Below are 19,936 nucleotides of genomic sequence, written 5' to 3' on the forward strand. Positions count from 1 at the left end.
AAGAACTTAGTCACGGAGAAGAAATGCCACCAAAGTCACGCGCAGCGGCACGCAAACCGCGCCGCAAAGTCAGCAAGAACATCACCCAGGGTCAGGCTCACATCAAGTCGACCTTCAACAACACCATCGTCTCCATCACCGATCCCCAGGGCGCCGTCGTGTCCTGGGCGTCCTCAGGTGAGGTCGGATTCAAGGGTTCACGCAAGTCCACTCCCTTCGCCGCACAGCTGGCCGCAGAGCAGGCCGCCAAGCGGGCACAGGAGCACGGGATGAAGAAGGTCGAGGTCTTCGTCAAGGGACCCGGTTCGGGACGCGAGACCGCGATCCGCTCGCTGCAGGCCGCAGGCCTCGAGGTCGGCTCCATCTCGGACGTCACCCCGAGCGCGCACAACGGCTGCCGCCCGCCCAAGCGCCGTCGCGTCTGAGCGAGAACTTCTTTACAAGACATTAGAGCCTGCCCCCGGCCGCAACGCCGGGGGCAGGCCGAGCATCATTACTCAGTGAGAATGCGTCATATAGCGGACGCACTCTGAAAGGAACAATCAGTGCTCATTGCACAGCGCCCCACGCTGACCGAAGAAGTTGTCGCCGACAATCGCTCCCGCTTCGTCATCGAGCCCCTCGAGCCGGGCTTCGGCTACACCCTCGGCAACTCCATGCGCCGCACCCTGCTCTCCTCCATCCCCGGTGCGGCCGTCACCAGCGTCCGGATCGACGGTGTGCTCCACGAGTTCACCACCATCGCCGGCACCAAGGAAGACGTCACCGAGCTCATCCTGAACGTGAAGCGGCTCTCGGTCTCTTCCGAGCATGACGAGCCCGTGGTCGCCTACCTCCGCAAGGAGGGCCCCGGTCCTGTGACCGCGGCCGACATCACTCCGCCAGCAGGCGTGGAGTTCCACAACCCGGAGCTGCACCTCGCCACGCTGAACGAGCACGGCAAGCTCGACATGGAGCTGACCGTGGAACGCGGCCGCGGCTACGTCTCGGCGGCACAGAACAAGATGGCTGACGCCGAGATCGGCCGGATCCCGGTCGACTCCATCTACTCCCCGGTCCTGAAGGTCTCCTTCAAGGTCGAGGCGACTCGTGTGGAGCAGCGCACCGACTTCGACAAGCTCACCGTCGACGTCGAGACCAAGCCGTCCATGGAGCCCCGCGATGCCCTGGCATCGGCAGGCACCACCCTGGTCGAGCTGTTCTCGCTGGCTCGCGAGCTCAACGTGGCCGCCGAGGGCATCGAGATCGGCCCCTCGCCGACCGACGCCGCACTGGCCGCCGACATGGCTCTGCCCATCGAGGATCTGGAACTGACCGTGCGGTCCTACAACTGCCTCAAGCGCGAGGGCATCCACAGCGTGGGTGAACTCGTGGCTCGTTCCGAGGCCGATCTGATGGACATCCGCAACTTCGGTGCCAAGTCCATCGACGAGGTCAAGGACAAGCTCGTCGAGCTTGGCCTGAGCCTCAAGGACTCCCCGGCAGGCTTCGACCCGACCGCGGCTCGCTTCCAGGAAGCTGGCGACGAGGACTACGTCGAAGAAGAGCAGCAGCGGTTCTGAAGAACTGCGGCCCACGACAACTATTCGCGCTGACGTTCAACTGAACTGACTGCGCACCACTCAAGGAGAACCAGACCATGCCTACCCCCACCAAGGGTCCGCGCCTGGGCGGCAGCCCGTCGCACGAGAAGATGATGTTGGCGAACCTTTCCGCCAACCTGTTCGAGCACCGCTCGATCACCACCACGCTGACCAAGGCCAAGCGCCTGCGCCCCTATGCGGAGCGTCTGATCACGATGGCGAAGCAGGGCGACATCGCCGCCCGTCGCCGCGTGGTCGGCAAGATCAGCGCCAACAGCGCGACCAACCAGGCGATCGTCCACGAGCTGTTCACCGTCATCGCCCCGGCCATGGCCGAGCGCGAAGGCGGCTACACCCGGATCGTGAAGATCGGCAACCGCAAGGGCGACAACGCCCCGATGGCTGTCATCGAGCTCGTCATGGAGCCGGTCTCGCCGAAGCAGGCAGTGGTCAAGGAGGCCGAACAGGCCACCGCGACCCCCGCCCAGAAGCCGGCCGAGGCCACTGAGGCCGAGACCACAGAGGCTGAGGCCACAGAGGCTGGGGCCACTGAGGCCGAGACCACTGAGGCTGAGGCCACTGAGGCCGAGGGCCAGAAGTAGACCTCACAGCACGCACCGCTCAGGCGCCCCCGATCTCACCGATCGCGGGCGCCTGACGTGTCTGTGTCCAGATCCACACCGCATTCAACCGCGAATCTCGCATGGACAGAGGGGAGCCCATGAGCCTGCGCGAAGACCCCCAGGCCCCGACCATGCGGGTGCGCCTGGACATGGCCTATGACGGAAGCGCCTTCCACGGGTGGGCGATGCAGCCTGGGCTGCGCACCGTCGAAGGTGCCCTGCGCTTGGGGCTGGCGACCCTGCTTCGACGCGAGGTGCCGCTGATCGTGGCCGGGCGCACCGACGCCGGCGTCCACGCTCGAGGCAGGTGGTCCACCTGGACCTGACCGAAGCCGAGTACGCCCAGCTGGGTCGAGATCATTGGATCGCCCCGGAGGAAGCGCTGGTGCGGCGGCTGACCGGGGTGCTGCACGGTGAGCGCGGAGCCGTCGTCGTCTTCGCCGCCGCCGTCGTGCCGCAGGACTTCGACGCCAGATTCTCCGCGCTGAGCCGCACCTACCGCTACCGGATCGCTGATGCTCCGGCCCGCCGGGACCCGCTGCGCCGGGTCGACACGGCCTGGCACCGGGTGCCGCTGGACGCCGAGCTGATGCGGCTCGAGGCGGCCTCAGCGGCCGGGCTCCTGGACTACGGAAGCTTCTGCCGGCCTCGGGAGCGCAGCACCACGATCCGGGAGCTGCATGACTTCAGCATCCGCCGCGACGTCGACGGGGTGATCATCGCCGAGCTCACCGCCGATGCGTTCTGCCACCATATGGTGCGCGCCCTGATGGGGGCCTGCCTGGACGTGGGGGAGGGGCGCCGGGCCCCCGGCTGGCTGATGCGCCGGCTCCAGGAGCCGATCTGGGACCAGCGGGTCCGACTGGCCCCACCAGGTGGCCTGGTCCTGGAGTCCGTCGCGTATCCGCCAGACGAGCAGCTGGGCCGCCGTGCGGCGCAGACCCGAGCGCGCCGGCAGCGCGCTGAACAGGACGATTAGCCCAGCCCTGATGTGATCTCAAGCACAGCAGGATATCGTGTCAGACAGGTCGTTGCACCCCGGATGCCCTGTCAGTGCTGGGCGGGGGAGCCGTCTCACGGCTACCCTCGCAGCCTGCGGCAGAGTCCCGGGGTGGCGTGGAACACGGTTGAGGGCCATACTCATTCGGGCTCGCCTTCACCGAAGAAGGCCCTCATCCCTGACCTGCAAAGGAACCAACCACAGATGAGCACCACCTCTCGTTCGCAGGACTCCGGCATCGGCGGCGTCGCGTGGGTCGTCCTGGTCGCCGCGTTCGGCGGCTTCCTCTTCGGCTTCGACACCGCTGTGATCAATGGGGCCGTGGGTCCCATCCAGGCCCAGTTCGGCCTCTCTGACATCGCGGTGGGCTTCACCGTCTCCTCCGCACTGCTGGGCTGCATGATCGGCGCCTGGGCCGGTGGCAGCCTCTCGGACCGGATCGGCCGCCAGCGGGCCATGATGGTCGCCGCGGCGCTGTTCTTCATCTCAGCGATCGGTTCAGGGCTGGCCTTCGGCTCCGTGGACCTGGTGCTCTGGCGCGTGCTCGGCGGCATCGGCGTCGGCATGGCTCGGTGATCGCCCCGGCCTACATCGCCGAGGTCGCCCCGACCCACCTGCGTGGACGCCTCGGCTCCACCTGGCAGCTCGCCATCGTGGTCGGCATCTTCATGGCCGCCTCCTCCAATGCCTTCATCGCCAATGTCGCCGACGGCGCGGCGGAAGAGCTCTGGTTCGGACTGGAGGCCTGGCGCTGGATGTTCCTGCTCGAGGCCGGACCGGCGCTGCTCTACGGCCTGCTGGCCTCCTCGATCCCCGAATCGCCGCGCTACCTGATCTCCCGTGGCCGGGAGAAGCAGGCCGCGAAGGTGCTCGAAGAGATCGTGGGCGTTCGGGGGGAAACGGCGATCGCGCAGAAGATCAAGGAGGTCCGGGAGACCATCAACCTCGAGGCGCGGCAGAAGTTCCGTGACCTCATCGTCAGCGGCAAGCTGACCCCCATCGTCTGGGTCGGTCTGGGCCTGGCGGTCTTCCAGCAGTTCGTCGGCATCAACGTCATCTTCTACTACTCCAACACCCTCTGGCAGGCCGTGGGCATCGCGGAGGATCAGGCCTTCCTGGTCCAGATCATCACCACGAGCGTGAACATCGTGGCCACCGTCATCGGCATCATCATCGTGGACAAGGTGGGCCGCCGGATCCCGCTGGCCGTCGGCTCGGCCGGCATGGCCCTGGGTCTGGGCATGATGGCGGTGGCGTTCAGCCAGGCCATCATCACGATCGGGGCCGACGGCGAGGAGCTGGTCTCGCTGCCGGGCGCCTGGGGCATGATCGCGCTGGTCTCCGCGAACGTCTTCGTGCTCTTCTTCGGCGCCACCTGGGGGCCCTTCATGTGGGTCCTGCTGGGGGAGATGTTCCCCAACCGGATCCGTGCGGTGGCATTGGGCGTCACCGCCTCAGCAAACTGGGCCGCGAACTTCCTGATCTCGATGCTGTTCCCCGAGATGGCGGCGTTCTCGCTGGTCTTCGCCTACGGCTTCTACGCCGCCTCGGCGCTGCTCTCGATGTTCTTCGTGCTCAAGTGGGTGCCCGAGACCAATGGGCGCGAGCTGGAAGACATGTCAGACGGCGCCTATGAGAAGGCTCCACGGGCCACAAAGGCCCGCTGAGCCAGCGCTGGGTCCCGCCCCGGATGGGGCTGAAGCCTCGCCTGGATAAGGGTTGAAGCCTTGCCAGGATCGGAGCTGAAGCCCCGCCAGGATGGGGGCTGAAGCCCCGCGGAGAAGCACCGCCCCCGCCCGGAGCGAGGGTCACCGCCAGTCGATCTGGAGGGTGACTTTGCTCAAAGGCGGGGGCGCTCTGTATAGTTGTTGGTTGTTGTGCGTGTCCACCCTTGCGTGGGTTCGTGTCGAGGCGGCTCAGTTGCATGGTCGTCAGCCTCCGCGGACTGCAGGGGAACTCACGGGCCCGGTCTTTTCCCAGTCCTCACCTGGGAATCCGGATGTCGCACTCGCGAAGAAACAGTCACTGACACTCGGTGCCTCTCACACACCAGAGAGTCCAGTGCACTGAACCGTAGAACATCGACCGAAGGCATACCAACGTGCGTACGTACACCCCGAAGCCTGGCGACGCCGACGCCCAGTGGCACGTCATCGACGCGACTGACGTCGTGCTGGGCCGGCTCGCTTCCCAGACTGCCGCGCTGCTGCGCGGCAAGCACAAGCCGACCTTCGTCCCACACCAGGACATGGGCGACTTCGTCATCATCATCAACGCCGAGAAGGTCGCCATGACTGGCGACAAGGCCGAGAAGAAGCGCTACTGGCGCCACTCCGGCTTTCCCGGCGGCATCAAGTCGCTGACCTTCAACGAGATGGTCGAGCGCTACCCCACCCGCGCCGCCTACCAGGCGGTCAAGGGCATGTTGCCGCATAACAAGCTCGGAACGGCTCAGCTGAAGAAGCTGCGCGTCTATGCAGGTGCAGAGCACCCGCACGTCGCGCAGCAGCCGAAGCCGTTCGACATCTCCCAGGTCACTCAGTAGTCCTGGCCACCCGACACTAGAATTTTCAAGGAGAATCGTGGCTCAGAACACTGAAGAGCTCACCGAAACCGAGGAGCTTTCAAGCTACACCTCGGAATCAACCCCCACCGAGGAGACCGCCGGCGAGTCCGAGCGTGCACCGTTGACCGTCGGCGGAGCCGCCATCGGTCGACGCAAGCGCGCACGTGCTCGTGTCCGCATCACCCCGGGCACCGGCACCTGGACCCTCAACGGTCGCAGCCTGGAGGAGTACTTCCCCAATAAGCTGCACCAGCAGGAAGTGAACGATCCCTTCACCCTGCTCGATCTCAAGGGCGCCTACGACGTCATTGCCCGCATCGACGGCGGCGGCCCCTCGGGCCAGTCCGGCGCGCTGCGGCTCGGCATCTCCCGGGCGCTGAACGAGATCGACCGCGACCACAACCGCGCGGCACTGAAGAAGGCTGGATTCCTGACTCGCGACGCCCGTGCGGTGGAGCGCAAGAAGGCCGGTCTGAAGAAGGCTCGCAAGGCACCGCAGTACTCCAAGCGCTGATCACCCAGCACTGTTTCCAGTGCTGACCCCAGCTGCTCGAAGAACCCCGCCGGAGACTCTCCGGCGGGGTTCTTCGCGTCTGTGCGGGATCTGCCCAGTAGACTGACCGTCATCATGGCACGACTTTTCGGCACTGACGGCGTGCGCGGTGTGGCCAACGAGCTGCTCACCGCTGAACTCGCCCTCACCCTCTCCCAGTCAGCAGCAACCGTCCTCGGTCACCAGCAGGTGCCCCCCGGCACCCGGCCCACCGCAGTGGTGGCGCGGGACCCTCGCATCTCCGGGGAGTTCATCTCCGCCGCGGTGCAGGCCGGCATCGCCAGCAGCGGGGTCGATGTCTTCGACGCCGGCGTGCTGCCCACCCCGGCAGCAGCCTTCCTGGTCGCCGACATCGGGGCGGACTTCGGCGTGATGATCTCCGCCTCGCACAACCCGGCCCCGGACAACGGCATCAAGTTCCTGGCCCGGGGCGGCCACAAGCTCGACGACGCCGCCGAGGACGCCATCGAGACCGAGATGGGGCGCACGCCCCCGCGGCCCACCGGAGCCGACGTCGGGCGGATCAGCCGGTTCGCCGACGCGGAGGACCGATACCTGGTGCACCTGCTTCGCTCGCTGAACGGCGTCAGCCTCAAGGGGCTCAAGATCGTGCTCGACTGCGCCCACGGTGCTGCCGCCGGGGTCTCGCCCCAGGCCTTCACCGATGCCGGGGCCGAGGTGGTCGTCATCGGGGCCGAGCCCGACGGTCTGAACATCAACGAGGGCTACGGCTCCACCCACCTGGGCCCGCTGCAGGACGCGGTGCGCGAGCATGGAGCCGACCTGGGCATCGCCCACGACGGCGACGCCGACCGCTGCCTGGCCGTGGACCACACCGGAGAGATCATCGACGGTGACCAGATCATGGGGGTCTTGGCGATCGCGCAGCAGGAAGCCGGCACCCTGGTCGATGACACCCTGGTCGTCACGGTGATGTCGAACCTCGGCCTGAAGCTCGGCATGGAGGCCGCAGGGATCAAGCTGGTGGAGACCGCGGTCGGGGACCGCTACGTGCTCGCCGCGATGCGCGCAGCGGGTTACAACCTCGGAGGCGAGCAGTCGGGGCATCTGATCTTCGCGGACTACGCCACCACCGGTGACGGACTGCTCACCGGGCTGCAGCTCGCCGCCCGGGTAGCGGCCACCGGCAGGTCGGTCCGGACCCTCGTGGCAGAGTCGATGACTCGGCTTCCACAGGTGCTGATCAACGTCAAGGGCGTGGACCGGACTCGGGTCAAGACGCACCAGTCGGTGCAGGAGGCCGTCGCGCAGGTCGAGGCCCGACTGGGCGCCACCGGCCGGGTGCTGCTGCGTCCCTCGGGCACGGAGCCGGTGGTCCGGGTCATGGTGGAAGCCCCGACGGCAGACCTCGCCCGCGCCGAGTCCGAGGCGCTGGCCGACATCGTGAAGGCCGAACTCGCGCTGTGACCCCATAGCCCCAGCGAGGGGCAGTGCCCTTCTCCGTCGAGGGGCGGTGCCCCTCAACGTGGGGTGGGGTTCAGTCCTTGCCCCAGACCACGTCTTTGGCCTTGCCGAGCACCGAATGGCGCCTGGGCCCCTGGGTGCTCTGCTGCTCCGCGTCCTCGGCCGCCTGCCGCTGGGCCTCGGCCAGGGAGGCGAGGAACGCGGGATTGGTGACCTCGGTCTGGGCCTTGAGCTGATCCCGGATCTCGCGCAGCAGCGAGATGTTTTCATCCTCCGCCTCCGGCGGAGCAGCCTGTGAGCGGCGCTCCCTGGCCTCGATCATGCGCGTCATCGGCGCAATGATCACGAAGTAGACGGCGCCGGCGATCAGCAGGAAGTTCACCAGGGCGGTCAGCAGCACCCCGAAACGGATCGGAGTGTCGTTGAGCATCACCACCGCGAAGTCATCGAAGTCGGGGGTGCCCACCAGCGCGGAGATCAGGGGCATCAGCACGCTCTCCACCAGTGCGGTGACGACTGCGGTGAACGCGGTGCCGATGACCACCGCGGTGGCCAGGTCCACGACGCTTCCGCGCGTGATGAAGAGTCTGAATCCCTTGAGCATGGAAGAAGTCTAGGACACCGAGAACCCGCTGACCGGGTCGGCATCGGGCGCCCCCGGGGTGCTCAGCAGGGGCTCACGGTGCGCCTCAGGGCAGGGCAGGCTCGGCGTCGTCGTACTCCGCAGCCGCCGGCTGGTCCCAGTACTCCTCCAGGGTGAGTCCCTCGGCGGAGACCTCCTGCGCGGTCTCCTCACCGACATAGCGCAGATGCCAGGGCTCAAACTCGTAGCCGGTGATCTGTTCGGCCCCTTCCAGATACCGGATCACGAATCCATGGTCTGCGGCGTGCTCCGCCACCCACTGGCCCTCCGGGGTCTCCGCGAAGCAGTGCCCCTGGATGCATTCGGGGTTCTCGATGCTGATCACATCGGCCGCCAGCCCGGTCTGGTGCTCCGAGTAGCCGGGCCGAGCCACGAGCTCGTCGGTGGCTTCGGTGCCCACAGACGCGTGGCGGTTCGCATACAAGCTCACCTGCGCGTCATAGGACCGGTAGCCACTGGTCATGGCGAGGACCTGGCCATCCTCCGCCGCGGCGGCGATGAGCTGCTCGAGCGCCTCGGCGGCGGGTTCGCGCAGCATCAGCTGGTTCTCGGTGGTCGTGCGGACCTCCGGAACCTCCAGGTCTGTGGGGGCGTAGTCCTCGGGCTCCAGCGGATTCTGCGGGTTCACCAGGACATGGATGGAGTCCGGGTCCCAGGAGGGCTCGCTGGCGCGCTCCGGGGACGGCTCCGGAGAGGGCTCTGGGCTTGCCTCTGGAGCGGGCTCGGGGGTCTGCTCGGAGTCCGGAGACGCGTCCTGGGCATCCGGGACCTGGTCCCCGCGCACCTCGGAGAGCGTCTGGTCCACGTCCAGCGCGGCACGCACCCCGTCCCAGGCCCGGGGCAGCAGGAAGACGGTCAGCGCGAGCGCGCCGAGGAGCAGCAGAGCCACCAACACGCGACGTCGCCGGTACATCCGGGCGCGGCGGGCCTGCTGCTGCTGCTGCCATTGACGACGCCCGTCCGGGCTCAGCCGTGCTTTCGACATCAGGCGCCCCCTCGGCAAGGACTGGGCAGCATGCGGGCGGCGGTGGAGGTGTAGACGAAGCGGGGCAGAACCATGTTCGAGGCGTCAGACCTTGCGCAGCAGGACGCGGGAGACCGAGTGATCCTCACCCTTGGCCATCACCAGCCGGGCTCGGGAGCGGGTCGGGGCGATGTTGGCGCGCAGGTTCGGACCGTTGATCCGGTTCCAGATCTCGGAGGCGCGCGCCTGCGCCTGCTGGTCGTCGAGGAAGGAGTACTGGTGGAAGTAGCTCTGCGGATCGGCGAACGCGCCGTCGCGCCAGCGCATGAACCGGTCCACGTACCACTGCTCGATGTGCTTGGGCTTGGCATCGACATAGATCGAGAAGTCGAAGAAGTCGCTCAGCGCCAGACCGGTGGTGCCGTCCTCGCGCACCCGTGCCGGCTGGAGCACGTTGAGGCCCTCGACGATGAGCACATCGGGCTGGCGAATCACCACTTCACGGTCCGGGACGATGTCGTAGACCAGGTGGGAGTACCACGGGGCGCGCACCTCGGGCTTGCCGGACTTCACCTCGGAGACCATGCGCAGCAGCGCCCTGCGGTCGTAGGCCTCCGGGAAGCCCTTGCGGTCCATCAGGCCGCGGCGCTGCAGCTCGGCGTTGGGATACAGGAAGCCGTCGGTGGTCACCAGCTCCACCCTGGGGGTCGAGGGCCAGCGGCGCAGCATCTCCTGAAGCACGCGGGCGGTGGTGGACTTGCCCACCGCCACCGATCCGGCCACCCCGATGACAAAGGGGGTGCGCAGGGTCTGCTCGCCGAGGAACTCGTTCGCCGCAGAGCGCAGCTGCGCCGCAGACTCCACATAGATCGAGAGCAGCCGACTCAGCGGCAGGTAGATCTGCTCGACCTCGTTGAGCGAGAGGTGCTCACCGATGCCGCGCAGCCGGTCCACGTCGTCCTGGTTCAGCGGCTGTTCGATGGTGTCGGCCAACCGGGCCCAGGCCTGGCGGTCAAGCTCCGCGAAGGGCGAGTGCGAGGTGTTCGGCTGATCCGGCTTGTACGGGGAGCCCGCCCAGGGTGCGGTGCCCGCCACCAGGGCCGGCAGCGGTCCCGTGGAGGCGCGCGGATGAGGATCTTCGGATGGGCGTTCAGACACGTTGACACGATACGCTATCCCTCATGTGTGGAATCGTCGGCTATATAGGCCTGCCCGAGAAGACCAGTCAGCACTCAGCACTTGATGTGCTCCTAGAGGGCCTCCGCCGTCTGGAGTACCGCGGATACGACTCCGCGGGCGTGGCGACCGTGACGGCCGGGAGCGTCTCGACGCGGAAGAAGTCCGGCAAGCTCGCCAACCTCCTGGCGGAGATCGACGAGGCCCCGATGCCCGAGGCTTCGGTGGGCATCGGTCACACCCGCTGGGCCACCCACGGCGCGCCCAACGACGCGAACGCACACCCGCACCTGGCCGACGACGGCAAGCTCGCAGTGATCCACAACGGCATCATCGAGAACTTCGCCCAGCTCAAGGCCAAGCTCGTCGCCACCGGCGAGGAGTTCAGCTCCCAGACCGACACCGAGGTGGCCGCGAAGCTGATCGGTCAGTACTTCACCGGCTCGGCTGCGGGGGACCTGACCGAAGCGATGCGCCTGGCCGCCAGCGAGCTCGAAGGCGCCTTCACGCTGCTCGCGGTCCACGCCGACCAGCCTGACCGCGTGGTCGCCTCGCGCCGGAACTCACCGCTGGTGGTGGGCCTGGGCGAGGGGGAGAACTTCCTCGGCTCCGACGTCTCCGGCTTCATCGACTTCACCCGTGAGGCCGTGGAGCTCGAGCAGGACCAGGTCGTGACCATCACCACCGAGGACGTCGCGATCATCAACTTCGACGGCACCCCCGCGGAGGGCAAGCGCTTCTCGGTGAACTGGGACGCCGCCGCCGCCGAGAAGGGCGGCTACGGCACCTTCATGGAGAAGGAGATCCACGACCAGCCCAAGGCCGTGGAGGACACCCTGCTGGGCCGCACCGACGCCTCCGGCCGCCTGGTGCTCGACGAACTGCGCATCGACCCTGAAGAGCTCAAGGGCATCTCCAAGATCATCGTGCTGGCCTGCGGCACCTCCGCCTACGCCGGCATGGTCGCGAAGTACGCCATCGAGCACTGGGTGCGCGTGCCCGTGGAGGTGGAGCTCAGCCACGAGTTCCGCTACCGCGACCCGATCATCGATGACTCCACACTGATCGTCTCGCTCTCCCAGTCCGGAGAGACCATGGACACCCTGATGGCGGTCCGCTACGCCAAGGAGCAGGGCGCCCGGACCCTGGCGATCTGCAACACCAACGGATCCACCATCCCGCGTGAATCCGACGCGGTGCTCTACACCCACGCCGGACCCGAGATCGCGGTGGCCTCCACCAAGGCCTTCCTCGCCCAGATCACCGCCTCCTACCTGCTGGGCCTCTACATGGCGCAGCTGCGCGGGAAGCTCTTCCAGGGCGAGATCGAGGACATCCTGGCTGATCTGCACAAGATCCCCGCCAAGATCCAGGAAGTCCTGGACGGCGGCGAGCAGATCCGCGAGCTCGCTCGCGAGATGGCCCAGGCCCCCTCGGTGCTCTTCCTCGGACGCCACGTCGGCTACCCGGTGGCGATGGAGGGCGCGCTCAAGCTCAAGGAGATCGCCTACATCCACGCCGAGGGCTTCGCCGCCGGCGAGCTCAAGCACGGTCCGATCGCGCTGATCGACGAGGGCCAGCCGGTCTTCGTGGTGGTCCCCTCTCCGCGCGGCCGCGACTCGCTGCACGCCAAGGTGGTCTCCAACATCCAGGAGGTCCGCGCCCGCGGCGCCAAGACGATCACCGTGGCCGAGACCGGCGACGCTGACGTCGTGGACTACTCCGAGACGGTCTTCTACGTCCCGGAGACCCAGCCGCTGCTGATGCCGCTGCTGACCACCGTCCCGCTGCAGATCTTTGCCTGTGCTCTGGCCGCCGAGAAGGGCTACGACGTCGACCAGCCGCGCAACCTGGCCAAGTCGGTCACCGTGGAGTGACCATCGATATTGAAGTGACCCGCTGCGCGGCGCGAGCCGCACAGCGGGGGGTGCCCCTGCAGCTGAGCGTGATCCCGCGGAAGAAGGAGCAGCACATGATCGTCGGAATCGGCGTCGACGTGGTCCTGGTGACCAGGTTCGAACATCAGCTGCGCCGAACCCCGGCTCTGCGGCAGCGACTCTTCGTCCCGGCCGAGCGTGAGCTCAACACCCGCTCGCTCGCCGCGCGCTTCGCGGCGAAGGAGGCGGTGGCCAAGGCGCTGGGCGCCCCGGCGGGCATGAACTGGCAGGACTGCCAGGTGGTCATGGACTCCTCCGGAGCACCGCATGTCAAGGTCTCAGGGACCGTGGAGCAGGTGGCCGAGTCCAAGGGTGTCAAACGCTGGCACCTCTCGCTCTCCCACGACGGCGACGTGGCCACCGCCATGGTGGTCGCAGAGGGCTGATCATGACCGCAGCCTTGCTTCCGCTCTACTCCGGCACCCAGGTTCGCTCCGCCGAGCTGCCCCTGCTCGAGGCCGGCCAGGGTCCCGCCCTGATGCGGCGGGCCGCCTACGGCCTGGCCAGCCAGGTGCTGGATCTCTTGCGCCGCGCCGACGGGATCTACGGCGCCCGAGTCGTGGGCCTGATCGGCTCCGGAAACAACGGCGGCGACGGACTCTACGCGCTGGCCGAGCTGCGTTCCCGCGGCGTCGACGCACAGGCGGTGCTGGTGGCCGAGCGCGCCCACCCGCAGGCGCTGGAAGCCTTCCTCCGTGCTGGGGGACGACTGCGTGCGGATGTCCCGCCGAATACCACGGTGCTCATCGACGCGATCCTGGGCACCGGCGCCCGCGGCGGGCTCAGCCTCCCGGAGGTCCCAGGGCTGAGCGCCGCGGCCAGCACCAGCACAGTCGTCGCCTGCGACATCCCCTCCGGGGTCGAGGCGGACACGGGCCGCTGCCCCGGTGACGCGATCCCCGCCCAGCACACCGTCAGCTTCGGTGCCGCGAAGCTGGGGCTGCTGCTGGGGGAGGGAGGCCTGCTCAGCGGGGAGATCCGCACCGTGGACATCGGGCTCCAAGACCAGCTGCCAGGCCCCGCCGCCTGGGAGCTGACCGGTCCCGAGCTCAGCGCTCCGCGACCGCGACCGGGGGACCACAAGTACAGTCGCGGAATCCTTCAGGTGGTGGCCGGCTCCGCGCAGTTCCCCGGAGCCGCGGAGCTGACCGTGGGTGCGGCCATCACCTCCGGGGTCGGGATGGTCCGGCTGAAGGCCGAGCCCAGCGTCTCCTCCGCGGTGCTGCAGTCCTGGCCCGAGGCCGTGATGAGTCAGGGCCGGGCCGAGAAGGCCATCGAGGGCGCCACCGCCGCCGCGATCGGGCCGGGCCTCGGACGCGACCGCTCCCGCCAGGTGGAGGCCGAGACCATGCTGCGCGCCACCGTGGAGGCCCAGATGCCCTGCGTGCTCGACGCCACCGGTCTGGAGCTGCTCCGCGGCGATCTGCTCAGCTCCGGCGGACTCGGCGCTCAGCTGATCCTGACCCCGCACCTGGGCGAGGCCCGCCGGATTGCCGAGGCGTTGGAGGACCAGCCCCTGCAGCGGCTGCTCGCCGGGGAGCCTGACACCCTGGAGTCCGCCCGCGCGCTGGCCGCGACCCTCGGCGCCACGGTCCTGCTCAAAGGACCCAGCACCGTGGTGGCAGGACCCGACGGCGCGGCACCGCTGATCGTGCGCTCCGCGACCCCCGGTCTGGCCACCGCCGGCACCGGCGACGTTCTGACCGGGATCATCGGGGCGCTGCTGGCCACCGCGTCGAGCGTGCAGGACCTGGACTTTTCCCGGATCGCCGCCGAGGGCGCCCGGCTCCACGCCGCCGCCGCTCAGCGTCTGGATCCCCACGGCCGGGGACACTTCGGAGCCAGCGCGCTCATCGGCGCGCTGCGCGAGTAGCCACCGCGCCGCACCTGTGTCCGCGGCTCTCGATAGGGTGGTTCCATGAGCATCATCGGCGACCCCCGCGCCACCCCCCGTCTTCCCGAGGCCGTCGAGCGCGCGGCCGTGATCGACCCCGCCGCGATCCGGCACAACGTGCGCACCATCGCCTCCTACGTGCATCCGGCCAAGGTGCTGGTAGCTGTGAAGGCCGAGGGCTACGGGCACGGAGCGGTCACCGCGGCCCGGGCCGCGCTCGAGGGGGGAGCAGACTGGCTGGGCACCGCCCATGTCAGCGAGGCGCTGGTGCTGCGCGCAGCCGGCATCGAGGCGCCGATCCTGGCCTGGCTCCATACCCGCGGGACCGACTTCGCCGCGGCCATCACCGAACACATCGATCTGGGCATCTCCGGCTGGGAGATCCACCACGTGGCCCGCGCGGCAGAGGCCCTGCAGAAGCCGGCCCGCGTGCACCTGAAGATCGACACCGGACTGGGCCGCAACGGCTGCACCGTGGAGCAGTGGCCCGAGCTGCTGAGCCTCGCCGCGCAGTGCCAAGAGCGCGGTCTGATCAGCGTGGAGGGCATCTTCACCCATCTCGCCGTGGCCGACGAGCCTGACCGCCGGGAGACCGATGACCAGCTGGAGGTGTACCGCCACGCGCTCGAGGTGGCGCAGGAGCACCGGATCGTGCCGGACCTTCGCCATGTGGCGAACACGCCGGCCGCCTTCTCTCGCCCGGACGCACATTTCGACATGGTGCGTGTCGGAGTCGGGGTCTACGGGCACAGCCCCTTCGCCGACCGGACCGCAGAAGACCTGGGACTGCGTCCGGCGATGGAGCTGCGCACCACCGTGGCCAACGTCAAGCAGGTCCCGACCGGCCAGGGGATCAGCTATGGACTCACCCACCGGGTGGACCGGCCCACCAGCCTGGCGCTGGTTCCCCTGGGCTACGCCGACGGGATCCCCCGGGTGGCGGTCCACGCCCCGGTGTGGATCAACGGCCGGCGCTACCAGTCGGTGGGCCGGGTGGCGATGGACCAGTTCGTGGTCGACCTCGAGGAGCTTGACACCCCGGTCCAGGTCGGAGACGAGGTGGTGATCTTCGGGGGAGACTCCGGGATCGAGGCCGCGGACTGGGGCAGCGCGGCCGGAACGACCAACTACGAGATCATCACCCGGATCGGGGAACGCGTGCCGCGCGTGGTCCTGGACTCCGAGCAGGCCCCCTCCGCCGCCACCCCGCAGCAGGGCTCCGCATGAGCGGCCTGCAGAGCCCGGCCGCACCCCTGGAGGGGCAGCTGTGGAGCATCGAAGTGGTCCTGGAAGACCTGGAGGCCACGGCCAGGTTCGCCGCAGATCTCGCCGGACTGCTCAGGCCGGGTGCGCTGCTGGTGCTCACCGGAGGTCTCGGGGCGGGCAAGACCACCTTCACCCAGTCCCTGGGCGGCGCACTGGGAGTCAGCGGGATGATCAGTTCCCCGACCTTCATCCTCAGCCGCATCCACCGGGGGCAGGGCCTGGGGCCCGACCTGGTGCATGTGGACGCCTACCGCACCGACCCGGAGGGCCTGGAATCTCTGGATCTGAGCTCCACCATGGCCGATTCCGTGACCGTGGTGGAATGGGGCCGCGGAATGGTCGAGGCGGCACTGGTCGGAACGGCGGGATCCTGGCTGGACCTCGAGTTGATCAGGGATTCGCAGGCGGAGGCCACCCCGCAGGATTCCCCCGGGAATGCCGGGATCATCACCGACTTCTCCGAGACCGAGGCCGATCTGCTGGGGTCCCGACGGCGCGCCGTGCTGCGCGGCTACGGGCCTGCCTGGGTTCAGCCCCCGCAGCTGTGAGGAACTACCATGGAGGGGTGATTCTTGCGATCGACTCCTCTGCCGGCGCCTCCGTGGCCGTGCTCGACGCCGGTGGGGTGCGCGCCCAATGGCGCACCGCTGAGACGACGACCCATGCCGAGGTGCTCGCCGAGGCGGTGGCGCTCACGATGCGCGACGCCGAGGCGACCGGTGCCGGGCTGCGCGGCGTCGTCGTCGGAGTGGGCCCGGGCCCGTTCACCGGACTGCGGGTCGGTCTCGCGCTGGCGCAGTCGCTCGCCGAGGTCTGGGGCGTCGCGCTCTATGGAGTGTGCAGCCTGGACTCCTTGGCGCAGCGCGCCGTGAACCAGCCGGCTGAGTCGGGAACCTCGGCATCGGGAGAGTTCCTGGTCGCCAGCGACGCCCGCCGCCGCGAGGTCTACTGGGCCCGCTACCGTGCCGACGCCCACGGGTTCGCCGAGCTGCTCGAGGGCCCCCGGGTCAGCGCCGCCACCGAGCTGCCCGAGCTCCCGGTGGTCGGGGTGGGTGCCAGTCTGTATCCGCAAGACCTCACTGCTCGTGGGGCGGCGGAATCACACTGGCTGCCCGATGCGGTGGAGCTGGGCCAGCTCGCCCAGCGTCAGCTGGGGCAGATCCCAGAGCCGCAGCGCAGCGGGGAACCGACGGCTGCTGCCGCCGGGACGGGGCTGCGCGAGCCGCTTCCGCTGTACCTGCGCGAGTCCGACGCCAAGGTCCCGGCCCAGATGCGCGCGAAGCAGGCGTCATGACCGGCACGACCCCGCCGCCGGACCCCAATACCTCGCCGTCCCCGCCGGACCCCAAGACCCCGCCGCCCACGCCGTCCCCCGCAGCCGAGGCTTTCGGCCTCACTCCGATGACGGCCCTTGACGTGGACGAGGTGCTCGCGCTGGAGCACCGGCTCTTCCCGCAGGACGCCTGGCCGGAGAGCTTCTTCTACGACGAACTGGCACACACCGCCTCCGGCCCGGGTGCCGAACCCACCCGTCGATACTGGGTGGCCCGGGACGCCGGGGGCCGGCTCTCCGGCTACGCCGGCATGATGTGCGTGCTGCCGCTGGCCGATGTGCAGACCCTGGCAGTGGCCCCCGAGTCCCAGGGTCACGGACTCGGCACCCGTCTGCTGCGCCTGCTGATCAGCTCGGCCCGAGAGCAGTCCGCCGAGCAGATCCTGCTCGAGGTCCGTTCGGACAACCCGGGGGCGCAGGCGCTGTATCGCCGTGAGGGCTTCAGCCGCATCCATACCCGGGCGCAGTACTACCCGGACGGCGAAGATGCGTTGATCATGGCGAAGCCGCTGATCGACCTCACCGCACCCAGCTCGGCAGCAGATCTCAGGAGTCCCTTCACATGAGCGAGACCTTCTCAGCCCGCAGCGCCCCGCTGGTGCTCGGCATCGAGACCTCCTGCGACGAGACCGGGATTGGGATCGTCCGCGGGACCGAACTGCTGGCGAACACCGTCGCCTCCTCTATGGAGGAACACGTCCGCTTCGGCGGCGTGATCCCGGAGATCGCGGCCCGCGCCCACCTCGAGGCCTTCCTCCCGACGCTGCGTGAGGCGCTGGAGACCGCCGGGATCGAGCTGCACGAGGTGGACGCGATCGCCGTCACCTCCGGCCCCGGGCTCGCCGGAGCGCTGATGGTCGGGCTCTCCGCCGCGAAGGGGCTCGCCCTGGCGGCGGACAAACCGCTCTACGGAGTCAATCACCTGGTTGCCCACGTCGGCGTCGGGCTGCTGGACCCCCACGAGAATCCCTCCGGTGGCCCTGTCGAAGAGCCCTCCGGGCACCGCGCCGGCAACCCCGGCGCTGAGCCCGAGGCTGGGCCGCGAGGCATGCGCAGGCTGCCGGAGAACACCGGGGCGCTGCTGGTCTCCGGCGGCCACACCGAAATCCTTCGAGTCGGCTCGCTGACCAGCGACGTGGAGCTGCTGGGCTCGACGATCGACGACGCTGCCGGTGAGGCCTTCGACAAGACCGCCCGGCTGCTGGGACTGGGCTACCCCGGCGGGCCAGCGATCGACACCGCCGCGGTGGCCGGGGACCCACACGCCTTCCGCTTCCCGCGCGGCCTGACCATGCCGAAGTTCGAAGGCTCCGCGCAGAACCCGGGGAAGCATCGGCACAACTGGTCCTTCTCCGGGCTCAAGACCGCGGTGGCGCGCGCTGTGGAGCAGTTCGAGGCCTCCGGCCGGCCGGTCCCGGTGGCAGACATCGCCGCCAGCTTCCAGGAGGCGGTGGTGGATGTGATCACCGCCAAGGCGGTGCGCGCCAGCCTGGAACACGGCATCACCACGCTGATGCTGGGCGGGGGAGTCGCGGCGAACCAGCGGCTGCGCGAGCTGCTGGCGCAGCGTTGCGCCGCCGCCGGCCTCGAGCTTCGGATCCCGCCGGTGAGCCTGTGCACCGACAACGGTGCCATGGTCGCTGCCCTGGGCGCGCAGCTCGTCGCCGCCGGAGTCACGCCCTCCTCGCTGCAGATCCCGGCCGATTCCTCCCAGCCGGTGCAGCAGATCAGCGTCTGATCAGACCCGCCGCGGACCGTTGATCGACATCCGGGTCCTGGCGGCCGCGTCGAGCACCACCTGCCGCAGATCCCCCTGGTGGGTCTCCGCGACCTGGCGCTGACGGATATAGCCGGCGCCTTCGCGCATCATCTGCTCGACCAGGGCGAGCTCATCGGCGCAGCCGAGCTCCTTGGCCACCGGTTCCAGCCGGTTCAGCTCCTGCTGAAGGTGATCGGTGACCAGCATCTCGTCACCTTCGGCGTTGAGGATGATCTCGGCGTCCAGGCCGTAGCGCGCGGCGCGCCATTTGTTCTCCTGCACGAACCATGGCGGCATCGAGACCACCTTGCCGCCGTTCTCCAGGTCCTTGACCGTGGAGTGCACGATGCACTGGGTGAGCGCCGCGACCCCGGCGATCTCTTCGAGCGTGGCGAGACCGTCACAGACCCGCAGCTCCACGGTGCCCAGCCGCGGCACGGCACGCACGTCCCAGCGCACCTCGGTGACATCTTTGATCACGCCGGTGTGCTCCAGGTCGCTGACGGCCCGCTCATAGCCGGACCATTCCTCGAACTGGAAGGACGCACCGGCGGTGGGCAGCTGCTGGAAGACCAGCGCCCGCTGCGAGGCGTATCCGGTGTCCTCACCCGACCAGTAGGGCGAGGAGGCGGTCAGCGCCTGGAAATGGGCGTTGTAGTTGCACAGGGCGTTGACCGCCGGCATCGCCTGGGCCACGTCATCGAGGCCCACGTGCACGTGTACCCCGTAGATCACCATCTGCCGGCCCCACCACTGGGTGCGCCGGATCAGCTCCGCGTAGCGCTCTTTATCCGTCACCTCCTGCTCGGTGGGTGCGGCGAAGGGATGGGAGCCCTGGCAGTAGAGCTCGACGTCGAGCGGCTCACAGTGGCGCATCACGTTGCTGGCGGTCTCGCGCAGCTGATCCACCCCGGTGTTCACATCCGGGCAGACATCGGTGATCAGCTCCACGGTGTTGGTCAGCAGCTCCTGCTTCACGTAGGGGTGCTCGTCCTCCGGGCCCAGATCCGGCAGGTCCTCGTGACAGGACCGCAGGATCTGGTCCGCCACGGACCGGAGATCTCCGGATTGCCGATCCACCAGGGCCAGCTCCCACTCGAGGCCCAGGGTGGAACGTCGTGACTGCGCGAAGGGTAGTTCCAACTTGGCTCCTCAGGGTGTCAGGGCCGGCGGCCGCATCAACACACAGAATACTGCCCCGGCTGGACGATTCC

General features: G+C 68.7%; 18 protein-coding genes and 2 pseudogenes. 16 read left to right on the forward strand and 4 right to left on the reverse strand.

Going from position 1 to position 19,936, the window contains the following annotated elements:
* Positions 1–23: 23 nt before the first annotated feature.
* The 8 genes and pseudogenes from rpsK to glmM all read left to right on the forward strand — a co-directional run bounded on the left by rpsK (position 24) and on the right by glmM (position 7,753).
* Positions 24–425 (forward strand): 30S ribosomal protein S11, encoded by a 402-nt coding sequence (gene rpsK, locus BG28_RS00985; protein ID WP_036473271.1) that lies wholly within the window; start codon positions 24–26, stop codon positions 423–425.
* Between the two features lie 120 nt (positions 426–545).
* Entirely contained in the window at positions 546–1,562 is a 1,017-nt protein-coding gene (locus BG28_RS00990) for a DNA-directed RNA polymerase subunit alpha (protein WP_036473272.1), read from the forward strand.
* Between the two features lie 77 nt (positions 1,563–1,639).
* Positions 1,640–2,185 (forward strand): 50S ribosomal protein L17, encoded by a 546-nt coding sequence (gene rplQ, locus BG28_RS00995; RefSeq protein WP_036473274.1) that lies wholly within the window; start codon positions 1,640–1,642, stop codon positions 2,183–2,185.
* Positions 2,186–2,304: 119 nt separating this feature from the next.
* Positions 2,305–3,185 (forward strand): annotated as a pseudogene (locus BG28_RS01000) (tRNA pseudouridine(38-40) synthase TruA).
* Positions 3,186–3,410: 225 nt separating this feature from the next.
* Positions 3,411–4,873, forward strand: a pseudogene (locus BG28_RS01005) (sugar porter family MFS transporter).
* Positions 4,874–5,307: 434 nt separating this feature from the next.
* Complete coding sequence (gene rplM, locus BG28_RS01010) at positions 5,308–5,751, forward strand: 50S ribosomal protein L13 (protein WP_036473275.1); 444 nt, start codon at positions 5,308–5,310, stop codon at positions 5,749–5,751.
* A 37-nt stretch (positions 5,752–5,788) separates the two neighbouring features.
* A complete protein-coding gene (gene rpsI / locus BG28_RS01015; protein WP_036473276.1) occupies positions 5,789–6,286 on the forward strand; it encodes a 30S ribosomal protein S9 in 498 nt (165 codons plus the stop codon).
* A gap of 114 nt (positions 6,287–6,400) precedes the next feature.
* Positions 6,401–7,753 (forward strand): phosphoglucosamine mutase, encoded by a 1,353-nt coding sequence (gene glmM, locus BG28_RS01020; protein WP_036473277.1) that lies wholly within the window; start codon positions 6,401–6,403, stop codon positions 7,751–7,753.
* A 70-nt stretch (positions 7,754–7,823) separates the two neighbouring features.
* Here the strand turns inward: glmM and mscL are convergent, their stop codons facing one another.
* The 3 genes from mscL to coaA form a co-directional block, all read right to left on the reverse strand.
* Positions 7,824–8,354, reverse strand: a complete 531-nt coding sequence (gene mscL, locus BG28_RS01025; protein ID WP_084479291.1) for a large conductance mechanosensitive channel protein MscL — start codon at positions 8,352–8,354, stop codon at positions 7,824–7,826.
* 85 nt (positions 8,355–8,439) lie between these two features.
* On the reverse strand, positions 8,440–9,378 hold the full coding sequence (locus tag BG28_RS01030) for a D-alanyl-D-alanine carboxypeptidase family protein (RefSeq protein ID WP_152539168.1): 939 nt from the start codon (positions 9,376–9,378) through the stop codon (positions 8,440–8,442).
* A gap of 84 nt (positions 9,379–9,462) precedes the next feature.
* A complete protein-coding gene (gene coaA, locus BG28_RS01035) occupies positions 9,463–10,452 on the reverse strand; it encodes a type I pantothenate kinase (RefSeq protein WP_051500804.1) in 990 nt (329 codons plus the stop codon).
* 86 nt (positions 10,453–10,538) lie between these two features.
* On the opposite strand from coaA, the gene glmS reads away from it, so the two are divergent.
* The 8 genes from glmS (at position 10,539) to BG28_RS01075 (ending at position 18,701) form a co-directional block, all read left to right on the forward strand.
* Positions 10,539–12,410: a glutamine--fructose-6-phosphate transaminase (isomerizing) gene (gene glmS / locus BG28_RS01040; RefSeq protein ID WP_036473279.1), complete on the forward strand. Its 1,872-nt coding sequence runs from the start codon at positions 10,539–10,541 to the stop codon at positions 12,408–12,410.
* 95 nt (positions 12,411–12,505) lie between these two features.
* On the forward strand, positions 12,506–12,856 hold the full coding sequence (locus tag BG28_RS01045; RefSeq protein WP_036473539.1) for a holo-ACP synthase: 351 nt from the start codon (positions 12,506–12,508) through the stop codon (positions 12,854–12,856).
* Positions 12,857–12,858: 2 nt separating this feature from the next.
* Positions 12,859–14,343 carry an NAD(P)H-hydrate dehydratase gene (locus tag BG28_RS01050; RefSeq protein WP_051500777.1) on the forward strand — a complete coding sequence of 495 codons (1,485 nt, stop codon included), beginning with the start codon at positions 12,859–12,861 and terminating at the stop codon, positions 14,341–14,343.
* A 45-nt stretch (positions 14,344–14,388) separates the two neighbouring features.
* Entirely contained in the window at positions 14,389–15,591 is a 1,203-nt protein-coding gene (gene alr, locus BG28_RS01055; protein ID WP_036473281.1) for an alanine racemase, read from the forward strand.
* Positions 15,588–16,178, forward strand: a complete 591-nt coding sequence (gene tsaE, locus BG28_RS01060) for a tRNA (adenosine(37)-N6)-threonylcarbamoyltransferase complex ATPase subunit type 1 TsaE (RefSeq protein ID WP_152539169.1) — start codon at positions 15,588–15,590, stop codon at positions 16,176–16,178. Before alr ends, tsaE begins: the two co-directional genes overlap by 4 nt.
* 17 nt (positions 16,179–16,195) lie before the next feature.
* The gene (gene tsaB / locus BG28_RS01065; protein WP_036473283.1) at positions 16,196–16,924 is read left to right on the forward strand and encodes a tRNA (adenosine(37)-N6)-threonylcarbamoyltransferase complex dimerization subunit type 1 TsaB; all 729 of its coding nucleotides are present in this window, start codon (positions 16,196–16,198) and stop codon (positions 16,922–16,924) included.
* Positions 16,921–17,529 carry a ribosomal protein S18-alanine N-acetyltransferase gene (gene rimI, locus BG28_RS01070; protein WP_235180902.1) on the forward strand — a complete coding sequence of 203 codons (609 nt, stop codon included), beginning with the start codon at positions 16,921–16,923 and terminating at the stop codon, positions 17,527–17,529. The genes tsaB and rimI overlap by 4 nt, the downstream gene beginning before the upstream one ends.
* Positions 17,526–18,701, forward strand: a complete 1,176-nt coding sequence (locus tag BG28_RS01075; protein WP_036473284.1) for a tRNA (adenosine(37)-N6)-threonylcarbamoyltransferase complex transferase subunit TsaD — start codon at positions 17,526–17,528, stop codon at positions 18,699–18,701. The genes rimI and BG28_RS01075 overlap by 4 nt, the downstream gene beginning before the upstream one ends.
* Here BG28_RS01075 and BG28_RS01080 read toward each other — a convergent pair whose 3' ends face one another.
* On the reverse strand, positions 18,702–19,865 hold the full coding sequence (locus BG28_RS01080; protein WP_036473285.1) for a glutamate--cysteine ligase: 1,164 nt from the start codon (positions 19,863–19,865) through the stop codon (positions 18,702–18,704).
* Positions 19,866–19,936 lie beyond the last annotated feature (71 nt).

Origin of the sequence: Nesterenkonia sp. AN1, assembly GCF_000582475.1 — a bacterium.
GTDB classification, from domain to species: Bacteria; Actinomycetota; Actinomycetes; order Actinomycetales; family Micrococcaceae; genus Nesterenkonia; species Nesterenkonia aurantiaca.

Coding starts and splice junctions, on each gene's coding strand:
- rpsK (WP_036473271.1), top strand. CDS start 24: ATGCCACCAAAGTCACGCGCAGCGGCACGCAAACCGCGCCGCAAAGTC.
- rplQ (WP_036473274.1), top strand. CDS start 1,640: ATGCCTACCCCCACCAAGGGTCCGCGCCTGGGCGGCAGCCCGTCGCAC.
- glmM (WP_036473277.1), top strand. CDS start 6,401: ATGGCACGACTTTTCGGCACTGACGGCGTGCGCGGTGTGGCCAACGAG.
- mscL (WP_084479291.1), bottom strand. CDS start 8,354: ATGCTCAAGGGATTCAGACTCTTCATCACGCGCGGAAGCGTCGTGGAC.
- BG28_RS01030 (WP_152539168.1), bottom strand. CDS start 9,378: ATGTCGAAAGCACGGCTGAGCCCGGACGGGCGTCGTCAATGGCAGCAG.
- glmS (WP_036473279.1), top strand. CDS start 10,539: ATGTGTGGAATCGTCGGCTATATAGGCCTGCCCGAGAAGACCAGTCAG.
- BG28_RS01045 (WP_036473539.1), top strand. CDS start 12,506: ATGATCGTCGGAATCGGCGTCGACGTGGTCCTGGTGACCAGGTTCGAA.
- BG28_RS01050 (WP_051500777.1), top strand. CDS start 12,859: ATGACCGCAGCCTTGCTTCCGCTCTACTCCGGCACCCAGGTTCGCTCC.
- alr (WP_036473281.1), top strand. CDS start 14,389: ATGAGCATCATCGGCGACCCCCGCGCCACCCCCCGTCTTCCCGAGGCC.
- tsaE (WP_152539169.1), top strand. CDS start 15,588: ATGAGCGGCCTGCAGAGCCCGGCCGCACCCCTGGAGGGGCAGCTGTGG.
- rimI (WP_235180902.1), top strand. CDS start 16,921: ATGACCGGCACGACCCCGCCGCCGGACCCCAATACCTCGCCGTCCCCG.
- BG28_RS01075 (WP_036473284.1), top strand. CDS start 17,526: ATGAGCGAGACCTTCTCAGCCCGCAGCGCCCCGCTGGTGCTCGGCATC.